Here is a 16251-nt window from a genome sequence, read left to right as displayed (position 1 = left end):
GGAAAGAGAGATAAAACTGCGGAGCCGTAGCTAAGACATTCTAGAGGAAAAAATCTATCACCGCTTTCACAATCAACAATGATAGATTCACAAATCGCTACAGGCTCAGACTGCGTGTTTTACCTGTTCATCCAGCAGTTGAGGTATTATATCGGCAAGATTTTGCGAAAGTTTACGCCTTTTTACCGCTCTGGAAGGGGGTTGGCACAAACTACAAACAAAACTGTTTTTAGGTTGGTGAGCGTGAGTAATGAACATCCCTTTGCAACAATTGCATGACGATAGTTGCAGCATACCGCTGTCAACAAAACGGACTAACGTCCAAGCCCGCGTCAATGCCAACAGTGGAGAATCGCTCTGCGGCGCACACTGTTCCAGGTAAAGCCGATAAGATTTAATAACCGCTTCAACACCGCTGCACTGCCCACTCTTGATTAAAAAGCTGTAAGCGTTGTAGAACATTGATGAGTGAATATTCTGTTCCCAGGTCATAAACCAATCCGTTGAAAAAGGTAGCATTCCCTTTGGCGGCGGACTTCCTCTAAGTTCTTTGTACAGTTTAATCAGACGTCCGCGGCTTAACTGAGTTTCACTTTCCAGCATCTGTAACCGAGCACCGAGCGAAATGAGTTCCATCGCCAATTGGATGTCTTTCGCCTCCTGAACAATACTTTTCTCCGCCATTACTTATGCCCTTTTCTTAGGCAGGTTTTCTTCTTTCGAAGTTAACTGTTGTAATAAGTTACTCGACAACAAAATCCCCGTATGAATTTGTTGTAAATCATCCACACGTGATTCTTGAGTCAAGACTTTGATTGTATTGTGATCGTTAAAACGAAAATGGCATATCAATTGATTAGTTTCTGCCAATTTCACCATCTGCGGTAAAGTTAGTTGCATCAAGATATCTGCCATCTCGTCATTGATACCAAGACGAAACATAGCAGAAGCTTTTTCATCATTAATTAAACGTTGTGCTAGTAACAAATAAGACAGATTAATGTCATAAATGTGTTTGAGTAATTCAGAGGTACCCATATTTCCCATCCCGACAGGCTATGTTTAAAACATAAGTTAAGTGATAGACCATATCGCCCAGTTCGAAAATCACTCTCCATTGATGGCATAAAAAACTATCGGTGCCAGATACTGCGAGCTACTGTTTTATCATTTCTTATTCGGGCAATGGTGACTTGCCAACTTTACGCATCACGCAGCGAATCCGTTCATGCGTTGCTTTCTTGTTCCACCCTGAAGACTTGCTTCAACTAAAGCATAGGATTAATCCTAAAACAGCGCAACTGTACCGCCTAATCCATAGCACATACAACGCGACTGAAGAATGAATTTGGCCATTATGTGATACAGATCACGCAAATGAAAGCATTATGAGCTAAACGCTGTCTGGTCAGATCACTTTTATGCTTATTTTTAAGCCAAAAACGCACACTAAACGTTACAAAGAAGAGCATTAAAAATAATAAAAAAGAAACAATTTGGTTGCTATATAAATGATAGATATATAGAAAATCCATCATATCCCAAACACATGCCGTTATGTAAGTTTATACCTTTCACGAAAAACTTACACTTTTTACCCAAAAAACTCTTAACCTCATGTTATAGAGCAACATTTATCTATCCTCTGCCAGAAATCAGTTGCAACGACAACAAAGCATATCGCTCTCGCCGCAAAAAGGTGGTTAAACATTACTGTATTGATATTAAAGAAATTAGTGATTTTTTGGGGGTAAATGTAGGCACTGCAGTATGAAGTGGTTTTCGGTTTCAACGAGCTCAAGCATCACACTACAAACAGTGCCTTCAGTACGATAGATGAGTTGGATCACAGAGGCATTTTACGATCGCTTTTCACGATTCGGTTAACCAGCCAAATACCTGAGCATACCAAGACAAGTGCAAAGAAATATTTCCACTCCAGAATGCTTTCATCAAGAAACAGTGCTGACAACAGCGTACCAGAAACAGGGATAAGGAAATTAAATGGTGCGACCATACCGACCCGATTATATTTCAACAATTGGCTCCATAACGAAAAAGCGACTGAAGAAAGCAAAATAAGGTAACCTAGCATCAGTACAGCTTTCCAATCAGGTATCATGAGTGTCCCGCCGGTACAGTATCCTGATATGGTTAAAATAATCCCGCCAATAGCCAGTTGATAACCGGTCATCACCGTTGGATCCATCGTTTGTGATATCCGCTTACCATATATAGTCGATGCAGACAAAATAAATGCAGCAATAACAACGAACCCATCACCTAACAGCGTAAAACCAATGTTCATTCCGTTACTATCGATATTAACGGCCATGACACCAGCGAAGCCTAATATACAACCAATTAGTTTATTGACATTTAATTTATCATTTTGGTATAGATAATGAGCTAGCAGTACACTAAAAAAAGTACTGGTTGCATTCATGATCGAACCTTTAACACCGGTGGTATAAGCCAGGCCGATATAGAAAAAAACATATTGCAGCGATGTTTGGAATATTCCAAGGGTAGTTAACTGCACTAACTGCCCACGCTGAAAGCGCCCGATGGCGCGTCCGCTTAACACAGCAAGCACCAAGAGCAACAGCCCAGCGAACGCGAACCGGTAGCCTGCAAAAACGAGCTTCCCAGGAACATCATTATCTGCAATGTGAAACAGCTCATAGCCATTTTTAATTGCCGGATAAGCACTTCCCCAGAGCAAACAGCATAATGTGGCGATAAAAAAAACAACTTTTTTATCCGAAAAAAAATGCGTACGCTTTTCCAAAAAAAATCCCTCCGAAGATAGATTTTCCATAATAGCGTTGAACCTCAGACAAATAAAGTTAGGAGGCAGACTCTTTATTTTTATTATACAATTCGTATGATTTCTCATCACGTATTTCTGTTTTCTTTTTAAAGCGTTAAAAACGTGATCGGGATCGCATAGAATTTGATTAAGGTTTCCCAATATGGGTCGATTATCTTTTACATTGGTTGTTTAGCTAATGAATTGTCATTAATGTAGACACTAAAACCTAAACGCCAATGCCGCAGCGCGTGGCATGGTAAATCATAAACTCCTGAGAATGAGCGCATGGATATGAAAATAACGTCAAGGTCTGAGCAGCACGCAGAGGCCGGCATGCTGAGCAATTTACGGCTAGTTCCCTTATTCATCATTATTCTGGGTGGTATCATGCTGTTATTTGCAGCATCTATCGGCACATCCAGCTATTTTCTACAAAGCAGCAATCAGTCATTAGACGACGTCACACAAGAAATCGATACCCGAATGGGGATCTCAAACAGTTCCAACCACCTTCGCACCGCACGTCTGCTGCTCATTCAAGCGGCAGCGGCTGCGCGTATTGGTGATTCTCAGGTCTTCAATGACAACCTGAAACAGGCTGAGCAGCGTCTGGAACAGTCGAAAAAAGCCTTCCTTGTCTATGAACAACGTTCGGTTAAAACACCTCAGGATATGGCGTTGGATGGCGATCTGCGTAAGTCCTATGACGCGTACGTCAACCAAGGTCTTATGCTGATGCTCACTGCGGCAAAACAAGGCCTGTTTGAAGAGGTTATCACTCTCGAATCCGAAGAAACCCGGGTTTTAGATTTGGCCTATAACAAATTTTTGCTAGAGGCTATTGCTTACCGCACACAAAGAGCCAAAGATTTAAACGAAACCGCGCATAAAAATGCACTGCTTGGATATTCGTTGATGGGCGGCAGCTTTGCGCTGGCCACCATTTTAACGCTTCTGACATTCTTCCTGTTGCGCGGGATCCTCATCAAACCGATAAATCAATTGGTCATGAGAATTCAGCGCATTGCGCAGGGCGATTTGACTCAAATGTCGGACCGTTATGGCAGAAATGAAATTGGCACTCTGGCCAGAAACGTTCAACAAATGCAGTCTTCTCTGGTCACAACTGTCACCACCGTTCGGGAAAGCGCAGACTCTATTTACCAAGGTTCGACGGAGATCTCATCCGGTAACACCGACCTTTCCTCGCGAACCGAACAACAAGCCGCAGCGCTTGAACAGACGGCGGCAAGCATGGAGCAATTAACCGCAACAGTGAAGCAAAACTCAGAAAATGCGCACCATGCTAGCCAGCTCGCCGCAAATGCCTCAGGAAAAGCCAAGCAAGGCGGTGAAATCGTTGCAAACGTTGTGAACACGATGAACAGTATTTCAGGCAGCTCAAAGAAAATATCTGAGATTACCAGCGTTATTAACAGCATTGCTTTCCAAACGAATATTCTCGCACTCAATGCGGCGGTTGAAGCAGCCAGAGCGGGAGAGCAAGGTCGCGGTTTCGCCGTCGTAGCAAGTGAAGTTCGCAGCCTCGCACAGCGCAGTGCGCAAGCAGCAAAAGAGATAGAAACGCTGATTTCTGAATCGGTCAATCTGGTCAGCAGTGGTTCTGTTCTGGTTGATAACGCGGGTCAAACCATGAAAGAGATCGTCGATGCCGTCACTAACGTCACCGACATCATGGGTGAGATTGCATCTGCTTCTGACGAGCAAAGTCGAGGAATTACTCAGGTCGGTCAAGCGATATCTGAAATGGACAGCGTGACACAGCAAAATGCTTCGCTCGTTCAGGAAGCCAGTGCCGCAGCGGCATCACTCGAAGAGCAAGCAGCATTGCTTACCCGTGCGGTTGCAACATTTAAGCTGTCCAGCCATTTATCAAGCGGTCATTCCGCACCGGCTCGGCCGAACGCATTGGCTGCCAAGGACCGTTCATCACTCGCCCTTCCCCGTCAGGCCAATACGGAAAACGGTAACTGGGAAACGTTCTAATACTGGATACCAACGTCACTGCGAGCATTGTTTACTCGGACAATGCTCGCATATTGGCATAATCCCATTTACTCTTTTTCTGGCAATATCTTTGGTTCAACAAACGTACCGTCTTTGCTATCCATCTCATTGAAAAACCAGATACCAGCTGGATAATCCTTCAATGCAACTAAATACATTACCCCTTCCTGAAACGTTTCTACAGCAAGAATCGTCCCTTCACGCCGCGTCTTTCCATCGGTTTTAACCGTAACCAGATCATTAACTTTCATAAATTTATCTCAAAATAGCTTCTAACATCAAAAAACAGCATCATCATTTAAAACTACGGTAGGAATAGTAGCTGTATGAAATGATTAATTTTATTTTTTTAACAACGCCATATTGACCCTCTCTGCCATTACATATCAATTATTCAGATGATCTTGACCGGCAATAAACCAACGATTTTACTAACCAACCCGCCAGAAATTTGATACATATTCAATAAATAAGCATGATCGTCGACAATGCGTCATGCAGTAAACCTTTTATAATTTAATCTTATTTTACACTGGGAAGGAACAAACATTGCAGCGACAGCAGGTTTCATCGTCACGAATTGATTCCATTGGGTATGACCCAAAGACGCACACGCTTGAGATAGTGTTTCATAACAAAGATATCTATCAGTATGTCAGTGTGCCTGAATCTATCTATAAAAAGTTTATTTCTGACGCTGTCGTCTCTAAGGGTCGTTTCTTTGATGGCGTGATAAAAGACAAATTCCTATGCCGAAAAAGCAAGTAGGTAAAAATCTAGCGACAACGGTTCCGCTACTCTTCGCCGTCTCTTAACGGCGAGTAAAAGAGTGGCTTTACACCGCATCAATTTGCCATTCCATCCACCAGCCCTGCCTTCCAAAATCGTGACTAATCATGTGAATTAAATATAAATGGCGTCATGTCGCGATGTCGGTTAATCACGCGTATCGTTGCTTATACTACAAGAACACTTGCAGGTGGTGTTCCCCTTTCTCTAGCACAATTCCGACCTGCTTCTTCTCTGCATTGAATGGCATATCCCTGCCATCCAGTATTACCTTTGATATCCCCTGGCACTGATGGCGATCGTTCACGACCTGGATACAATAACGGCTCTCACCCACGGCCACCTGAGCCTCAAAGCCGGGCCAATCATCGGGAATACAAGGTGACAGCATCAACTCGTTTCCTTCACGGCGGATCCCTAATATCCCTTCAATGCCCGCTCGATACATCCACCCTGCCGAGCCGGTATACCACGTCCAGCCTCCCCGTCCCGAATGTGGTGCCACCGAATAAACGTCTGCGGCGATAACATAAGGCTCAACACGGTAGCGGGCGATTTGTTGCGGTGTCGAGCCATGATTAATCGGATTAAGTAAAGTAAACAGATCCCTTGCCTTATTCCCCTGTCCCAATTTGGCAAACGCTAATACCGACCACATTGCAGCATGCGTGTATTGACCGCCATTTTCACGTAACCCCGGTGGATAACCTTTGATATAACCCGGATCGCGCTCGGCACGATCAAACGGCGGCGTAAACAGCAGCGCCAGCCCGTCATCCTGACGAATCAGATGCTGCTCCAGTGATGCCATGGCCGTCGCCGCCCTTTCTGCATCAGCAGCACCGGAAAGCACTGCCCATGATTGGGCAATAGAATCAATGGTACATTCATCATTGCTACGACTACCCAGCCATGTCCCGTCATCAAACGTTGCCCGACGATACCAGGCACCATCCCATGCTGTACGCTCAATAGCCTCCCTGACAGACTCGGCATGATCGCGCCAGCGGGCCGCACGAGTAGTATCATACCGTTCAGCCAACGGCGCGAAGCGCGCGATGGTATAAATCAACAACCATCCAAGCCACACGCTCTCACCTTTACCCTTCTCACCGACGCGGTTCATACCATCATTCCAGTCACCACCGCCGATAAGTGGCAAGCCATTTTGTCCGGTCAACTGTAGGCATTGATCCAGACCGCGCGCGCAGTGCTCAAATAGCGTCGCCGTATCAGCCGAAGGCATCGGCTGGAAGAACGCGTCATGCTCCCCTTCGGCGACAGGCGGCCCCTCCAGAAAACCGATCTGTTCAGTCAGCACGTCATAATCCTGGCTAACCTGAATATAATTCGCCGTGGCAAACGCCAGCCAAACACGATCGTCGGAAATCCGTGTTCTCACCCCAGCCCCTGAATGCGGTAGCCACCAGTGCTGCACATCACCTTCGGTAAATTGCCGCCCCGCCGCACGTAATAGATGCTGGCGCGTCTCCTCCGGTCGGGAAAAGGTTAAGGCCATGCCGTCCTGTAACTGGTCGCGGAAACCATATGCGCCGCTGGCCTGATAAAAACCACAACGCGCCTGAATACGGGAAGACAGTGTTTGATAAAGCAGCCACCCGTTAAGCATGATATCCATGGCGCTATCGGGTGTTTTCACGCGGATCGCCCCAGTTACCGATTCCCAATGCGTTTCTACTTCATGTAAAACCGCATCCAGATCGATCTGCCGGTATTTCTCCACCAGCTTTCTGACCAGCTCAACAGACGCCGCTTGCCCGATAAACCAGACAACCTCAACCTCCTCGCCGGGCGCAATCGTCACCGCCGTCTGTAACGAACAACATGGGTCAAACCCCGCAGCAGTATTCCCCGATAATCGGCTTTGGTTTACCAACGCTAAAGGCGCGCGCATATGCCCGTTACGCCCGAGAAACTCCGTTCTGTCTGCCGTCAGCGACTGCTGGCTACCCGCCAGATCGGAAAATCCAAACCGTCCGGGAAAACTCCCAGACCACGGGTTCCGTACCAACACCGCGCCCGTTTGTGAATCCACATGGCTTAACAGATAAGGCGCGCTGGCGCTACGTGATGTACCCAGCACCCATTCTGCATAAGCAGTAATCGTCAGTTGCCGCGTATGCATAGAAGTATTACGCAATCGCAAACGCGAGATTTTTATCGCGTCGCTCAAAGGGACATACTGCAACAGCATCGACTCGATATTATTGGCGGCATGGGTAAAACGGCTATAGCCAAAACCGTGACGTGCAACATAGCATCCGCCGTCATTAATCGGCCATGCCGTAGGGGTCCACAGCACACCACTCGTCTCATCGCGGAGGTAAAGCGCCTCGCCGCCGGGATCAATCACCGCATCATTGCCCCAGGGCGTTAATTGATTTTCACGGCTATTTTCTGCCCAACTGTAGCCACTTCCCTGCGCCGAAACCTGAAAACCAAACGTTGGATTGGCGATCACATTAATCCACGGTGCCGGCGTAGTGTGCTCAGCATCCAGCACCGTGACATATTCCCGGCCTTGCCGATCAAAACCGCCAATCCCATTAAAGAATACCAGCCCTTCAGGACGGGAAGTGTTATCAGGCTGGGATTTTGGCGGGATGAGGCTTATCGGCCGAGTGTCCTTATCGGGATACGAAATGAGCGCCAACTGATGGGAAATCGGCCCACGACGTGCAACCAGTGAGACGCGGGCGATTGATAGCAACAGCGCTCTTGCTTCTACTGACATTAAATCAGCACGTAGCGCAAAGACCTCCCCTCGCGTTGATTCTCCGCCAAGGCGGGCTCTTGATTGGCTGCTACGAATGGCCGTTTCAATCGCTATCTGCAAATCCTGAATATAGGATGAGGAACGCTCGTTAACGATCACCAGATCGACATTCAATAGCTTCATTCGCCAGTATTCATGGGCCCTTAATAGCTGATGTACCTGCGCTATATCGTCAATGTCATCAATACGCAACAGCACAATCGGCAGGTCACCAGAAATAGACAGTGACCACAGATCGGATTGTTTCCCTGCGCCCTTCACAATAGATTCAGACGGCGCACGAAAACGGGGATCGGCATAAATGATTGGCGCAGCCAGACGCTGGAAATCTGCCGCTTCCTCAGATTTCACGCCGAGATGGCGCAACTGCACCTGAGCCTGCGTCCAGGCAAACGTTTTATCCCGCTCATAGGCGCTACGATCGTGGTGCTTATCAATCACATCAATTAACGCTTCGCGGGAAGCCGCCACCACGGTCCAAAATGCCACTCTCACCGTTTTACCGGCAGGAATTCGTACCTGTTGACGAAGTGAGAAAATAGGATCAAGTACCGTACCGGTGGTATTCGACAAGACCTGATGACCCAGAATGGCATCGGCTGTCATCACTGATTTACCCTTGCCAATAAAACGCGCCCGGTCTGATTCATACTGCATCGTGCTGCCCGTGGCCCCTTCCAGCACGACAAAATGCGCGGCCCAGACGGGAGGGTCATCCGGCGTTCGTGGGCGTCGGGTCGCAATCAGGGAGGAGAATGCCTCCAGATAGTCAGTTTGTACAAACATGCGGGAAAATGCAGTATGTGCCGTGTCGGCACTGGGCGGCGCCAACACCATTTCCGCGTAGGATGTCAGTTCGATATCACGCTGGCGGCGTCCACTGTTTGTCAATGTGACTCGGCGAACTTCCCCATCGCTTTCCCCCGACACCAACACATCAAGCGTAGTGGTCAAAGAACGTTCATGACGGATAAACGACGCGTGATCTTCACCGAAAATCACCTCATAACGATGCCTTGGTTCCCCCATTACATTACCGATAACGTCAGGAAATTCGGGGACATGGCCTACGGACTCACTTAGCTGACGTTGTTCACCGGCGGACCAAATTCTGTTGCTGCGTATATCACGCAGCAACACAAAACTCCCCCAGTTATCCTGAGTGGTGTCTTCACGCCAGCGGGTAATGGCTAATTCACGCCAGTGGCTATAGCCGGATCCCGTTGTGGTCAGCATCACCGCATAGCGGCCATTAGAGAGTAGATGTGTCATCGGCGCCCCCGTTGGCGATGCAGAGAATCGCCGCAACATCGCCGCCTCATTGCGGCTTTCACCTCCGCTGGCCTTCGCCTCTTCAACCTGAGGCTCAGCAAGCGCCACCTGCGTCGGCAAACTTTCCTGTAACAGCAGCTCACAGGATTGAATCATCGGTTCGCGGTGGAAACGACGGCGCATACTACCGTCATGCAGGGTATTGGCGATCGCGATCAGCGTCATCCCCTGGTGGTGCGACATAAAGCTGTAAACGATAGCCACGTTTTTGTTATCCGGCAGACGAGACGGCGTGAAATCAAGCGCCTCATAGAAGCCATAGCGGCCCGACGCCCCCATATCAGCCAAACGCGCATAGTTTCGGCAGGCAGCAAGCGGGTCCACCATGGTTGCCAAACCAGTCGCATAAGGTGCGACAACCAGATTATCTGCCAGCCCACGCTTTAAACCTAAGCCAGGAACACCAAAATTTGAATACTGATAGGTAAAATCTATATCCCGTGCATTGTAGGCCGATTCGGAAATCCCCCATGGCACGGATAACGCTCGACCATAAACCTGCTGTTGTGCCACAACCGACCGTGTGGTTTGTTCTAATAAACTCCCCATAGGAGCACGCATGACCAGCGATGGCATTAAATATTCAAACATCGAACCCGACCATGACATCAGCGCCGCCCCGTAAGCAGTACGCACAGCCGAACGCCCCAGACGGAACCAGTGACGCGTACTCACATCCCCTTTAGCAATGGCAAACAGACTGGCTAATCTGGCCTCTGAAGCCAACAAGTCATAACAGCTCACATCCAGTTGGTTTTCTGACATCAAATAGCCAATTGATAGCAATTTGCGTTCGGGATCGACAAGGAAGGCAAAATCCATCTCTATCGCCATCTTACGGGCGCGTTCGGCCACTACACGCAGGCTTTCCATCAGAGATTCGGATGCTGTCGTAGAACCGTGCAGCTCACGCTCATGGGCGGTCAACATCGATGTCGTTGCACTAATCCAGAAGATGGACTCCGCTACCTCATCTTCATTGGCCGGCGTTAACCGCGTTTGCGTCCGCTGTAGCAATTGATCCAATTGCAATATTATTTCCGGTAACAGGCGTTCCTGTGGCAAATGGCTATTTCGCAAACTGTCGATTTTATCTAACGACCGGAGCAAGACGGATTCATTCTTCGTTGCTTGATGAAGCAGTAGTGATGTACGGATCAGTTGCAGGTGGTCAGCCAAAGATTCCCGATAATCCGACAACACATTTTCTTCCCGCCAAAGCTCGCAGGCATTCGCCAGAACGATCAAATGCCCTGCCAAATTTCCACTATCCACCGCGGACACATAAGCCGGTTGCAGCGTTTGTAGATCCCGCGTGTCATACCAGTTAAAAAAATGACCGCGAAAACGCGATAATCGATCCATGGTGCTCAGTGTCGCATTGATCCGTTCAACCACCTCAGTCAGGCCAATCCAACCAAAATCGCGCGCTGCGACGGTAGACAGTAAATACAGACCGATATTGGTTGGGGAAGTCCGATGAGCCACAACCGGTTTCGGTTGCTCCTGAAAATTATCCGGTGGCAAATTGTTTTCACCTTCAGTAACAAAGGTTTCAAAAAAGCGCCAGGTACGTCGGGCGGTCAATCGCAGCGCCTGTTTATCTGCCTCACTAATGTTTTCCTGGCGTGACATTGAGCGCTCGCGACTCACTTGCAGTGCCAGGGCTGGCGCCGCCAGCCACACAATGCCAAGCGATAGCCAAAGTGGCCAATTCTGCGGAGTCATTAACCACCCGCCTCCCACCGCCGCCACACCGAGTAACACCCCGCCCAGCATTTGACGATAAAAGCCCCCCAGCGTCAGGCGGGGACGGCGACCCGACTGCGCTGCCGTCGTCCATTCAAGTAAATGCTGGTGGGTAATCGTTAGCCGTATCAACGTGCGAATGAGTGCATCGAGCGCTTGCCAGCTATGATCGGCAAGAAAGACAAAAGAGAGCACGACCTGCATGAAAGCGAGCTTAAGGTCGCGCAATAAATGCCGGATAGGCTGGCTTTGACTCAGCGACTGTTGTCGGGTTATGCCACGCACACCGCGTGCGATAACATCCCATAACGCGGGCAGGCAGGAGGGAAACGCCAAGACCAGCAGGACGATAGCGATGCCCTTCCATGCCATATCAGGCGGTAGCGCCGCACATCCAATCAGCATCAATAAAAGGCTTGGAGCGAGCAACGATCGGCGCAAGTTATCAATCATTTTCCAGCGCCCCACCGCGGGTAAATGCACCGTCGTACCGGACACTGACGGCATCCGTCCCAGAATCCATGGTAGCAACTGCCAGTCACCGCGCGTCCAGCGATGTTGTCGTTTGACGATCACATCATAGCGAGAGGGAAAGGTTTCGATTAATTCAACATCAGAAGCCAGCCCCGCACGGGCATAAATGCCCTCAAAGAGATCGTGGCTGAGTAGGCTGTTTTCAGGAATACGGCCTTTGAGCGCGCGTTCAAACGCATCAACATCATAGATACCTTTACCGGTATAGGACCCTTCGCCAAACAAATCCTGATACACATCAGAGATCGCCGCTTCATAAGGGTTAATTCCCCCCGGTGCCGAGAAAATCCGCTGATATAAGGACGTTTCATGCCCGGCCGGCAGAGATGGCGTAATGCGAGGTTGTAAGATGGCATATCCCGCCACAATATGTTCCCCGTGGCGATCCCAGCGCGGTTGGTTGAGAGGATGAGCCATTTTGCCAATCAGTTTTAAGGCCGTATCCCGCGGCAAACGCGTATCCGCATCCAATGTGATCACATAGCGAACATCAGCAGGAACATGAATGTGATGACCGTCTACCGAAATAAAGTGGGTATCCGTCGCGCCACGTAATAACCGGTTAAGCTCATGCAATTTCCCGCGCTTACGCTCCCAGCCCATCCACACGTTTTCCGAAGCATTAAAGACCCGTCGACGATGCAATAACAAAAATCGGTCACCCGCAGGCCCTTTTCCATAACGTTCATTGAGCTGTTGTATGGCAAGTAATGCCTGCGTCAACATGGGTTGATCGCCTGCAAGGTGTTCCGTTTCGGCATCCACACCATCAGTCAACAATGCAAAGGTGATATCGCCCTGCCCACCAGATAGGTAGTGAACTTCAAGCTGTTCGACCTGCTGTAACAGATCTTGCTCGCGGGACAACAGCGTTGGCACCACGACTAATGTCCGGCAATGGCTGGGCACGCCTTGCAACAACTCCAGCCCAGCTAACGGTGCTGCACCAAATAGCCAAGTGACCAACCGATTAACCCAGGAGGTCGCGACGTCAGAGCAGGGAATGATACAGATCAGCCCCATTACCACGAGCCAGACATTCGACACCGCAGGAGAAGACAACACGATGCCGATCCCCGCCAGTAAAAGCACAGTAAAAAACGCGATAGCACCAACATAGCCGCGCATGCCACCATTCAGGGTAAAGCGATTGAATCGCAGTAGAAACGCGGGCTGAAAACCGATCGCCTCTTCAAGCTGTGGCCTTCCCTCCGCAATCAGATAGTAACCCGGTTCGCGCTTACGTTCGGTAAACTCGTCAGAATGCGAAGAAGCGGGTACCTGTTGTGCCAGTAAAAGCGCTTGTTCTGTAATATCCAGCTCAGAGCTGGGTGCCTGACGCGCGAGTTGCTCAATTGCGCTGCGGTATAAATTTCGAGTAGGGAAATCCATGGTCGCAAAGTCACTGTTCGCCCGCAGACGTGCATCAACAAGACTCACGCTTTCGAAAAACTCAGCCCAATCGATATCCGAAATTAATCGCATACTGGTAATGATGTTGCGCACAGTGACATTAGAAATGCCCAGACGCTGCTGAGCGTGTTGCACGACTTCTTCTGTTGAACTTCCCTGCTGTTTTAGCCGTTGTTCAAGCCACCCTAATGCGGGCGTTGTCTTTGGATCCTGATCGCGTAGTCGCTTGACCAACTGTGCCGCAAACGTCTCCGACAGGGGGGCATCGTTATCAGAAGAAAGAATATAAGCGGAGAGATAGCTATTTGCTATTTCATCGCCTCGAACGGCACCAGCCTCACCGGATTGCAAAAGTTCATTGGCAACCCGCTCAGCATCTGCGCGAGCCTTGCGCCCGACAGTCATCTGGTCAGCCAGACGTCGCAGATTTTCTATCAACACAATGCGCAAGGTAATAGCCACAGCCCATAGCTCACCGATCGTCAGAGGCTGCACATCCTGATACGCCATAATGAAGCGACGTAAAGCAATGGGGTCAACATGGCTGTCAGTATGAGCAATAAAGGCCCATACCAGCCCAAATACCCGTGGATAACCGGCAAAAGGGCCTTGTGACAGTTTGGGTAGCTGGCGATAGTAACGAGGTGGCAAGTCTTCACGGACTTCACGAATTTGCGCGGCGACCAGATGGTAGTTATCTAGTAACCATTCAGCCGCAGGCACAACACTGCCCCCTTTATCCAGCTCTTGAGCACTAGCTCGGTAAGAGGCCAGTAATACTTTCGCATTATCATTCAAGCGCTGGTGTAACGAGATCACATCAGGTGGCGATAAGGTCACAGGCTGCGCACTGGCTAACGTGCGACCGTGTTGCTCTAAGCGCTCCATGCCGAATAGATCCCCTCTGACGGGGAGAATGTCATTCCAGGGCGAAGCAACATCTTGGCGAGAGAAGGAAAAGTGGCGGGAAAATATTTTCATAATCGCCTTTTGGTCTGGATGCAAAATACGCACTGACCACCTTAAAGGTAACGTTCAGAAAGCCAGGCAAACCTTATTGGTCAGGATTACCGACACTTGATACAGGAACTGAATAAAAAATACGGGTCAATTGCCCAAATGGTGAGAGAAATTGGAGTCAAGAAAAGAGAGGTAAGGAAGTAAGTATAGTCGATAAACGCCAATCCATTAGGCGCGGTCAAAAACAGAAAAAAAAACGTACAACAAAATAATTCGAAGATAATAAATTAAATATACAAAGAGGGTTCACCCTGGGGCCGAGTTTTAAAACGTCGATGCAACCAGAGATACTGCTCAGGGGCCCTCATGATTTCATGTTCTATCATGCTATTCAGATAATGAGCAGCTAACAGACTGTCCTCATAAGGATATTCTTCTAAGATCGGAGAAATAATAAGTTGATACCCTTTCCTACCATCCTTACGAATCACGACAGCCGTCACCAATTCAGAACGGGTCAGCTTGGCAATAATAAACGTCCCATTGCTGGTAGCTGCACGTTCTACGCCCAGAAAAGGCACAAATACACTGCCTTTTACGCCATAATCCTGATCGGGTGCAAACCAAACACTGCCGCCTTGCTTCAACGTGTGCACCATTGAAATGAGTTTTTTCCGGTCAACCAATACATTTCCCGATCTCGATCTCCCCCATTTTTGCACCAGTTCCAACACGTTATTGTTATGAGGACGATACATCACAGTCATCGGTTTACAATGGCCTAAAATACGAAAGTGCAACTCCAGCGTCATAAAATGTACGCCAACCACAATAACACCGCGTTGCTTACTTTCAGCCTCTTGCAAATGTGTAATACCAACAATATCAATCCATTTTTTTATTCGCCAATCGGGCCAAAACCATGCCATCCCAGTCTCCAACAGTGCAATACCAAGAGAGGAGAAGTTATCAATGAGTTTACTCTCAAGCTGTTGAGATGAGATGTCAGGGAAACAGAGCATCAAATTACGCCTAGCAATCGCTACTCGTCTTTTTAAAAAATGCATTGACTGACGCCCTAACCATCCTCCAAATACCACCAATGCAGGATAAGGCAGTTGAACCAGTAGAAAGAGTACTCCTAGACCAAACCATAATAACCAGTATCTAGGATGCGTGTAGCTTAAAAAAGACCGACAACGATTAAACATATTTTTATCTCTACTCATTTTTGCGTGGTTGGCACTCCGTTTAAGTTACCACCATACAGATATGAAAATAACGAAAAAATCATTTAATTATTGTAACTTATCATACTCATCGGACAATATTTCATAAATTTTACTAAAACGTTGTTGGATAATAAGTGGTTGGCCTTCTCTTGCGGCAAGTACACCAGAGAGAATCACACAAGTCTGTGTGAATAAAAACACTTTAAGCTCTTCTTTAGTCAATTGGAATGTTCCTCCATTAGAGGCAATCAAGCCCATTCTATAATTCTTTGAAAATGGAAGATAAATCACATCCTCTACTCTCCCCTCGGCAAAAAATACAATCCACACTTAGGACAAATAACCGTAATATTTTCGCGAAATCTATTTCTTTTCTGCTCAGTGATATGGTTGCATACGGGACAAGTCACTTTCACCGTTGTGCGATTAAACATCTGAAGAAAATCAAAGGTAGCCATACATTGTACCAAATAGGTGTATGAATATGCAGTGTACGCCCTAAAATCATAAATAGCACGATATCATCGTCATTAGCCTAAAATATCTAACATTAAAACTCAACACCCTGTTATTTAACAAAAAAAAGAAACCAACCAGATTCG

10 protein-coding genes are annotated in these 16251 nt (G+C 48.0%); 2 read left to right on the top strand and 8 right to left on the bottom strand.

What is annotated here, in order from left to right:
* Positions 1–105 precede the first annotated feature (105 nt).
* The 3 genes from flhC to DMB82_RS07955 form a co-directional block, all read right to left on the bottom strand.
* Positions 106–684 carry a flagellar transcriptional regulator FlhC gene (gene flhC / locus DMB82_RS07965; RefSeq protein WP_102118424.1) on the bottom strand — a complete coding sequence of 193 codons (579 nt, stop codon included), beginning with the start codon at positions 682–684 and terminating at the stop codon, positions 106–108.
* Between the two features lie 3 nt (positions 685–687).
* Positions 688–1038, bottom strand: coding sequence for a flagellar transcriptional regulator FlhD (gene flhD, locus DMB82_RS07960; protein ID WP_010279486.1), 351 nt, complete (start codon positions 1036–1038; stop codon positions 688–690).
* A gap of 808 nt (positions 1039–1846) precedes the next feature.
* Positions 1847–2821: a DMT family transporter gene (locus DMB82_RS07955; protein ID WP_208644313.1), complete on the bottom strand. Its 975-nt coding sequence runs from the start codon at positions 2819–2821 to the stop codon at positions 1847–1849.
* A 279-nt stretch (positions 2822–3100) separates the two neighbouring features.
* Here DMB82_RS07955 and DMB82_RS07950 point away from each other — a divergent pair, with 279 nt between their 5' ends.
* Positions 3101–4822, top strand: a complete 1722-nt coding sequence (locus tag DMB82_RS07950; protein ID WP_116162543.1) for a methyl-accepting chemotaxis protein — start codon at positions 3101–3103, stop codon at positions 4820–4822.
* A gap of 68 nt (positions 4823–4890) precedes the next feature.
* On the opposite strand, the gene dsrB is transcribed toward DMB82_RS07950, so the two are convergent.
* Positions 4891–5094, bottom strand: coding sequence for a protein DsrB (gene dsrB, locus DMB82_RS07945; RefSeq protein ID WP_102118422.1), 204 nt, complete (start codon positions 5092–5094; stop codon positions 4891–4893).
* Positions 5095–5392: 298 nt separating this feature from the next.
* Here dsrB and DMB82_RS07940 point away from each other — a divergent pair, with 298 nt between their 5' ends.
* Positions 5393–5611, top strand: a complete 219-nt coding sequence (locus DMB82_RS07940; protein WP_102118421.1) for a KTSC domain-containing protein — start codon at positions 5393–5395, stop codon at positions 5609–5611.
* Between the two features lie 193 nt (positions 5612–5804).
* Here DMB82_RS07940 and DMB82_RS07935 read toward each other — a convergent pair whose 3' ends face one another.
* The 4 genes from DMB82_RS07935 to DMB82_RS07920 all read right to left on the bottom strand — a co-directional run bounded on the left by DMB82_RS07935 (position 5805) and on the right by DMB82_RS07920 (position 16083).
* Positions 5805–14438, bottom strand: a complete 8634-nt coding sequence (locus DMB82_RS07935; RefSeq protein ID WP_116162545.1) for a glycoside hydrolase family 94 protein — start codon at positions 14436–14438, stop codon at positions 5805–5807.
* Between the two features lie 266 nt (positions 14439–14704).
* The gene (gene lpxL / locus DMB82_RS07930; RefSeq protein ID WP_116162681.1) at positions 14705–15628 is read right to left on the bottom strand and encodes an LpxL/LpxP family Kdo(2)-lipid IV(A) lauroyl/palmitoleoyl acyltransferase; all 924 of its coding nucleotides are present in this window, start codon (positions 15626–15628) and stop codon (positions 14705–14707) included.
* Positions 15629–15715: 87 nt separating this feature from the next.
* A complete protein-coding gene (locus tag DMB82_RS07925; protein WP_116162547.1) occupies positions 15716–15907 on the bottom strand; it encodes a hypothetical protein in 192 nt (63 codons plus the stop codon).
* Between the two features lie 38 nt (positions 15908–15945).
* The gene (locus DMB82_RS07920) at positions 15946–16083 is read right to left on the bottom strand and encodes a YnfU family zinc-binding protein (RefSeq protein ID WP_240348903.1); all 138 of its coding nucleotides are present in this window, start codon (positions 16081–16083) and stop codon (positions 15946–15948) included.
* Positions 16084–16251 lie beyond the last annotated feature (168 nt).

The organism is Pectobacterium aquaticum (assembly GCF_003382565.3).
Taxonomy (GTDB): domain Bacteria; phylum Pseudomonadota; class Gammaproteobacteria; order Enterobacterales; family Enterobacteriaceae; genus Pectobacterium; species Pectobacterium aquaticum.
The sequence above is the reverse complement of the archived record's forward strand: the minus strand, read 5'-3'. Positions and strand labels throughout refer to the sequence as shown.

What these genes read in the sequence shown, in the direction of transcription:
- flhC (WP_102118424.1), bottom strand. Translation starts at nt 684, where the DNA reads ATGGCGGAGAAAAGTATTGTTCAGGAGGCGAAAGACATCCAATTGGCG.
- flhD (WP_010279486.1), bottom strand. Translation starts at nt 1,038, where the DNA reads ATGGGTACCTCTGAATTACTCAAACACATTTATGACATTAATCTGTCT.
- DMB82_RS07955 (WP_208644313.1), bottom strand. Translation starts at nt 2,821, where the DNA reads ATGGAAAATCTATCTTCGGAGGGATTTTTTTTGGAAAAGCGTACGCAT.
- DMB82_RS07950 (WP_116162543.1), top strand. Translation starts at nt 3,101, where the DNA reads ATGGATATGAAAATAACGTCAAGGTCTGAGCAGCACGCAGAGGCCGGC.
- dsrB (WP_102118422.1), bottom strand. Translation starts at nt 5,094, where the DNA reads ATGAAAGTTAATGATCTGGTTACGGTTAAAACCGATGGAAAGACGCGG.
- DMB82_RS07935 (WP_116162545.1), bottom strand. Translation starts at nt 14,438, where the DNA reads ATGAAAATATTTTCCCGCCACTTTTCCTTCTCTCGCCAAGATGTTGCT.
- lpxL (WP_116162681.1), bottom strand. Translation starts at nt 15,628, where the DNA reads ATGTTTAATCGTTGTCGGTCTTTTTTAAGCTACACGCATCCTAGATAC.
- DMB82_RS07925 (WP_116162547.1), bottom strand. Translation starts at nt 15,907, where the DNA reads ATGGGCTTGATTGCCTCTAATGGAGGAACATTCCAATTGACTAAAGAA.
- DMB82_RS07920 (WP_240348903.1), bottom strand. Translation starts at nt 16,083, where the DNA reads ATGTTTAATCGCACAACGGTGAAAGTGACTTGTCCCGTATGCAACCAT.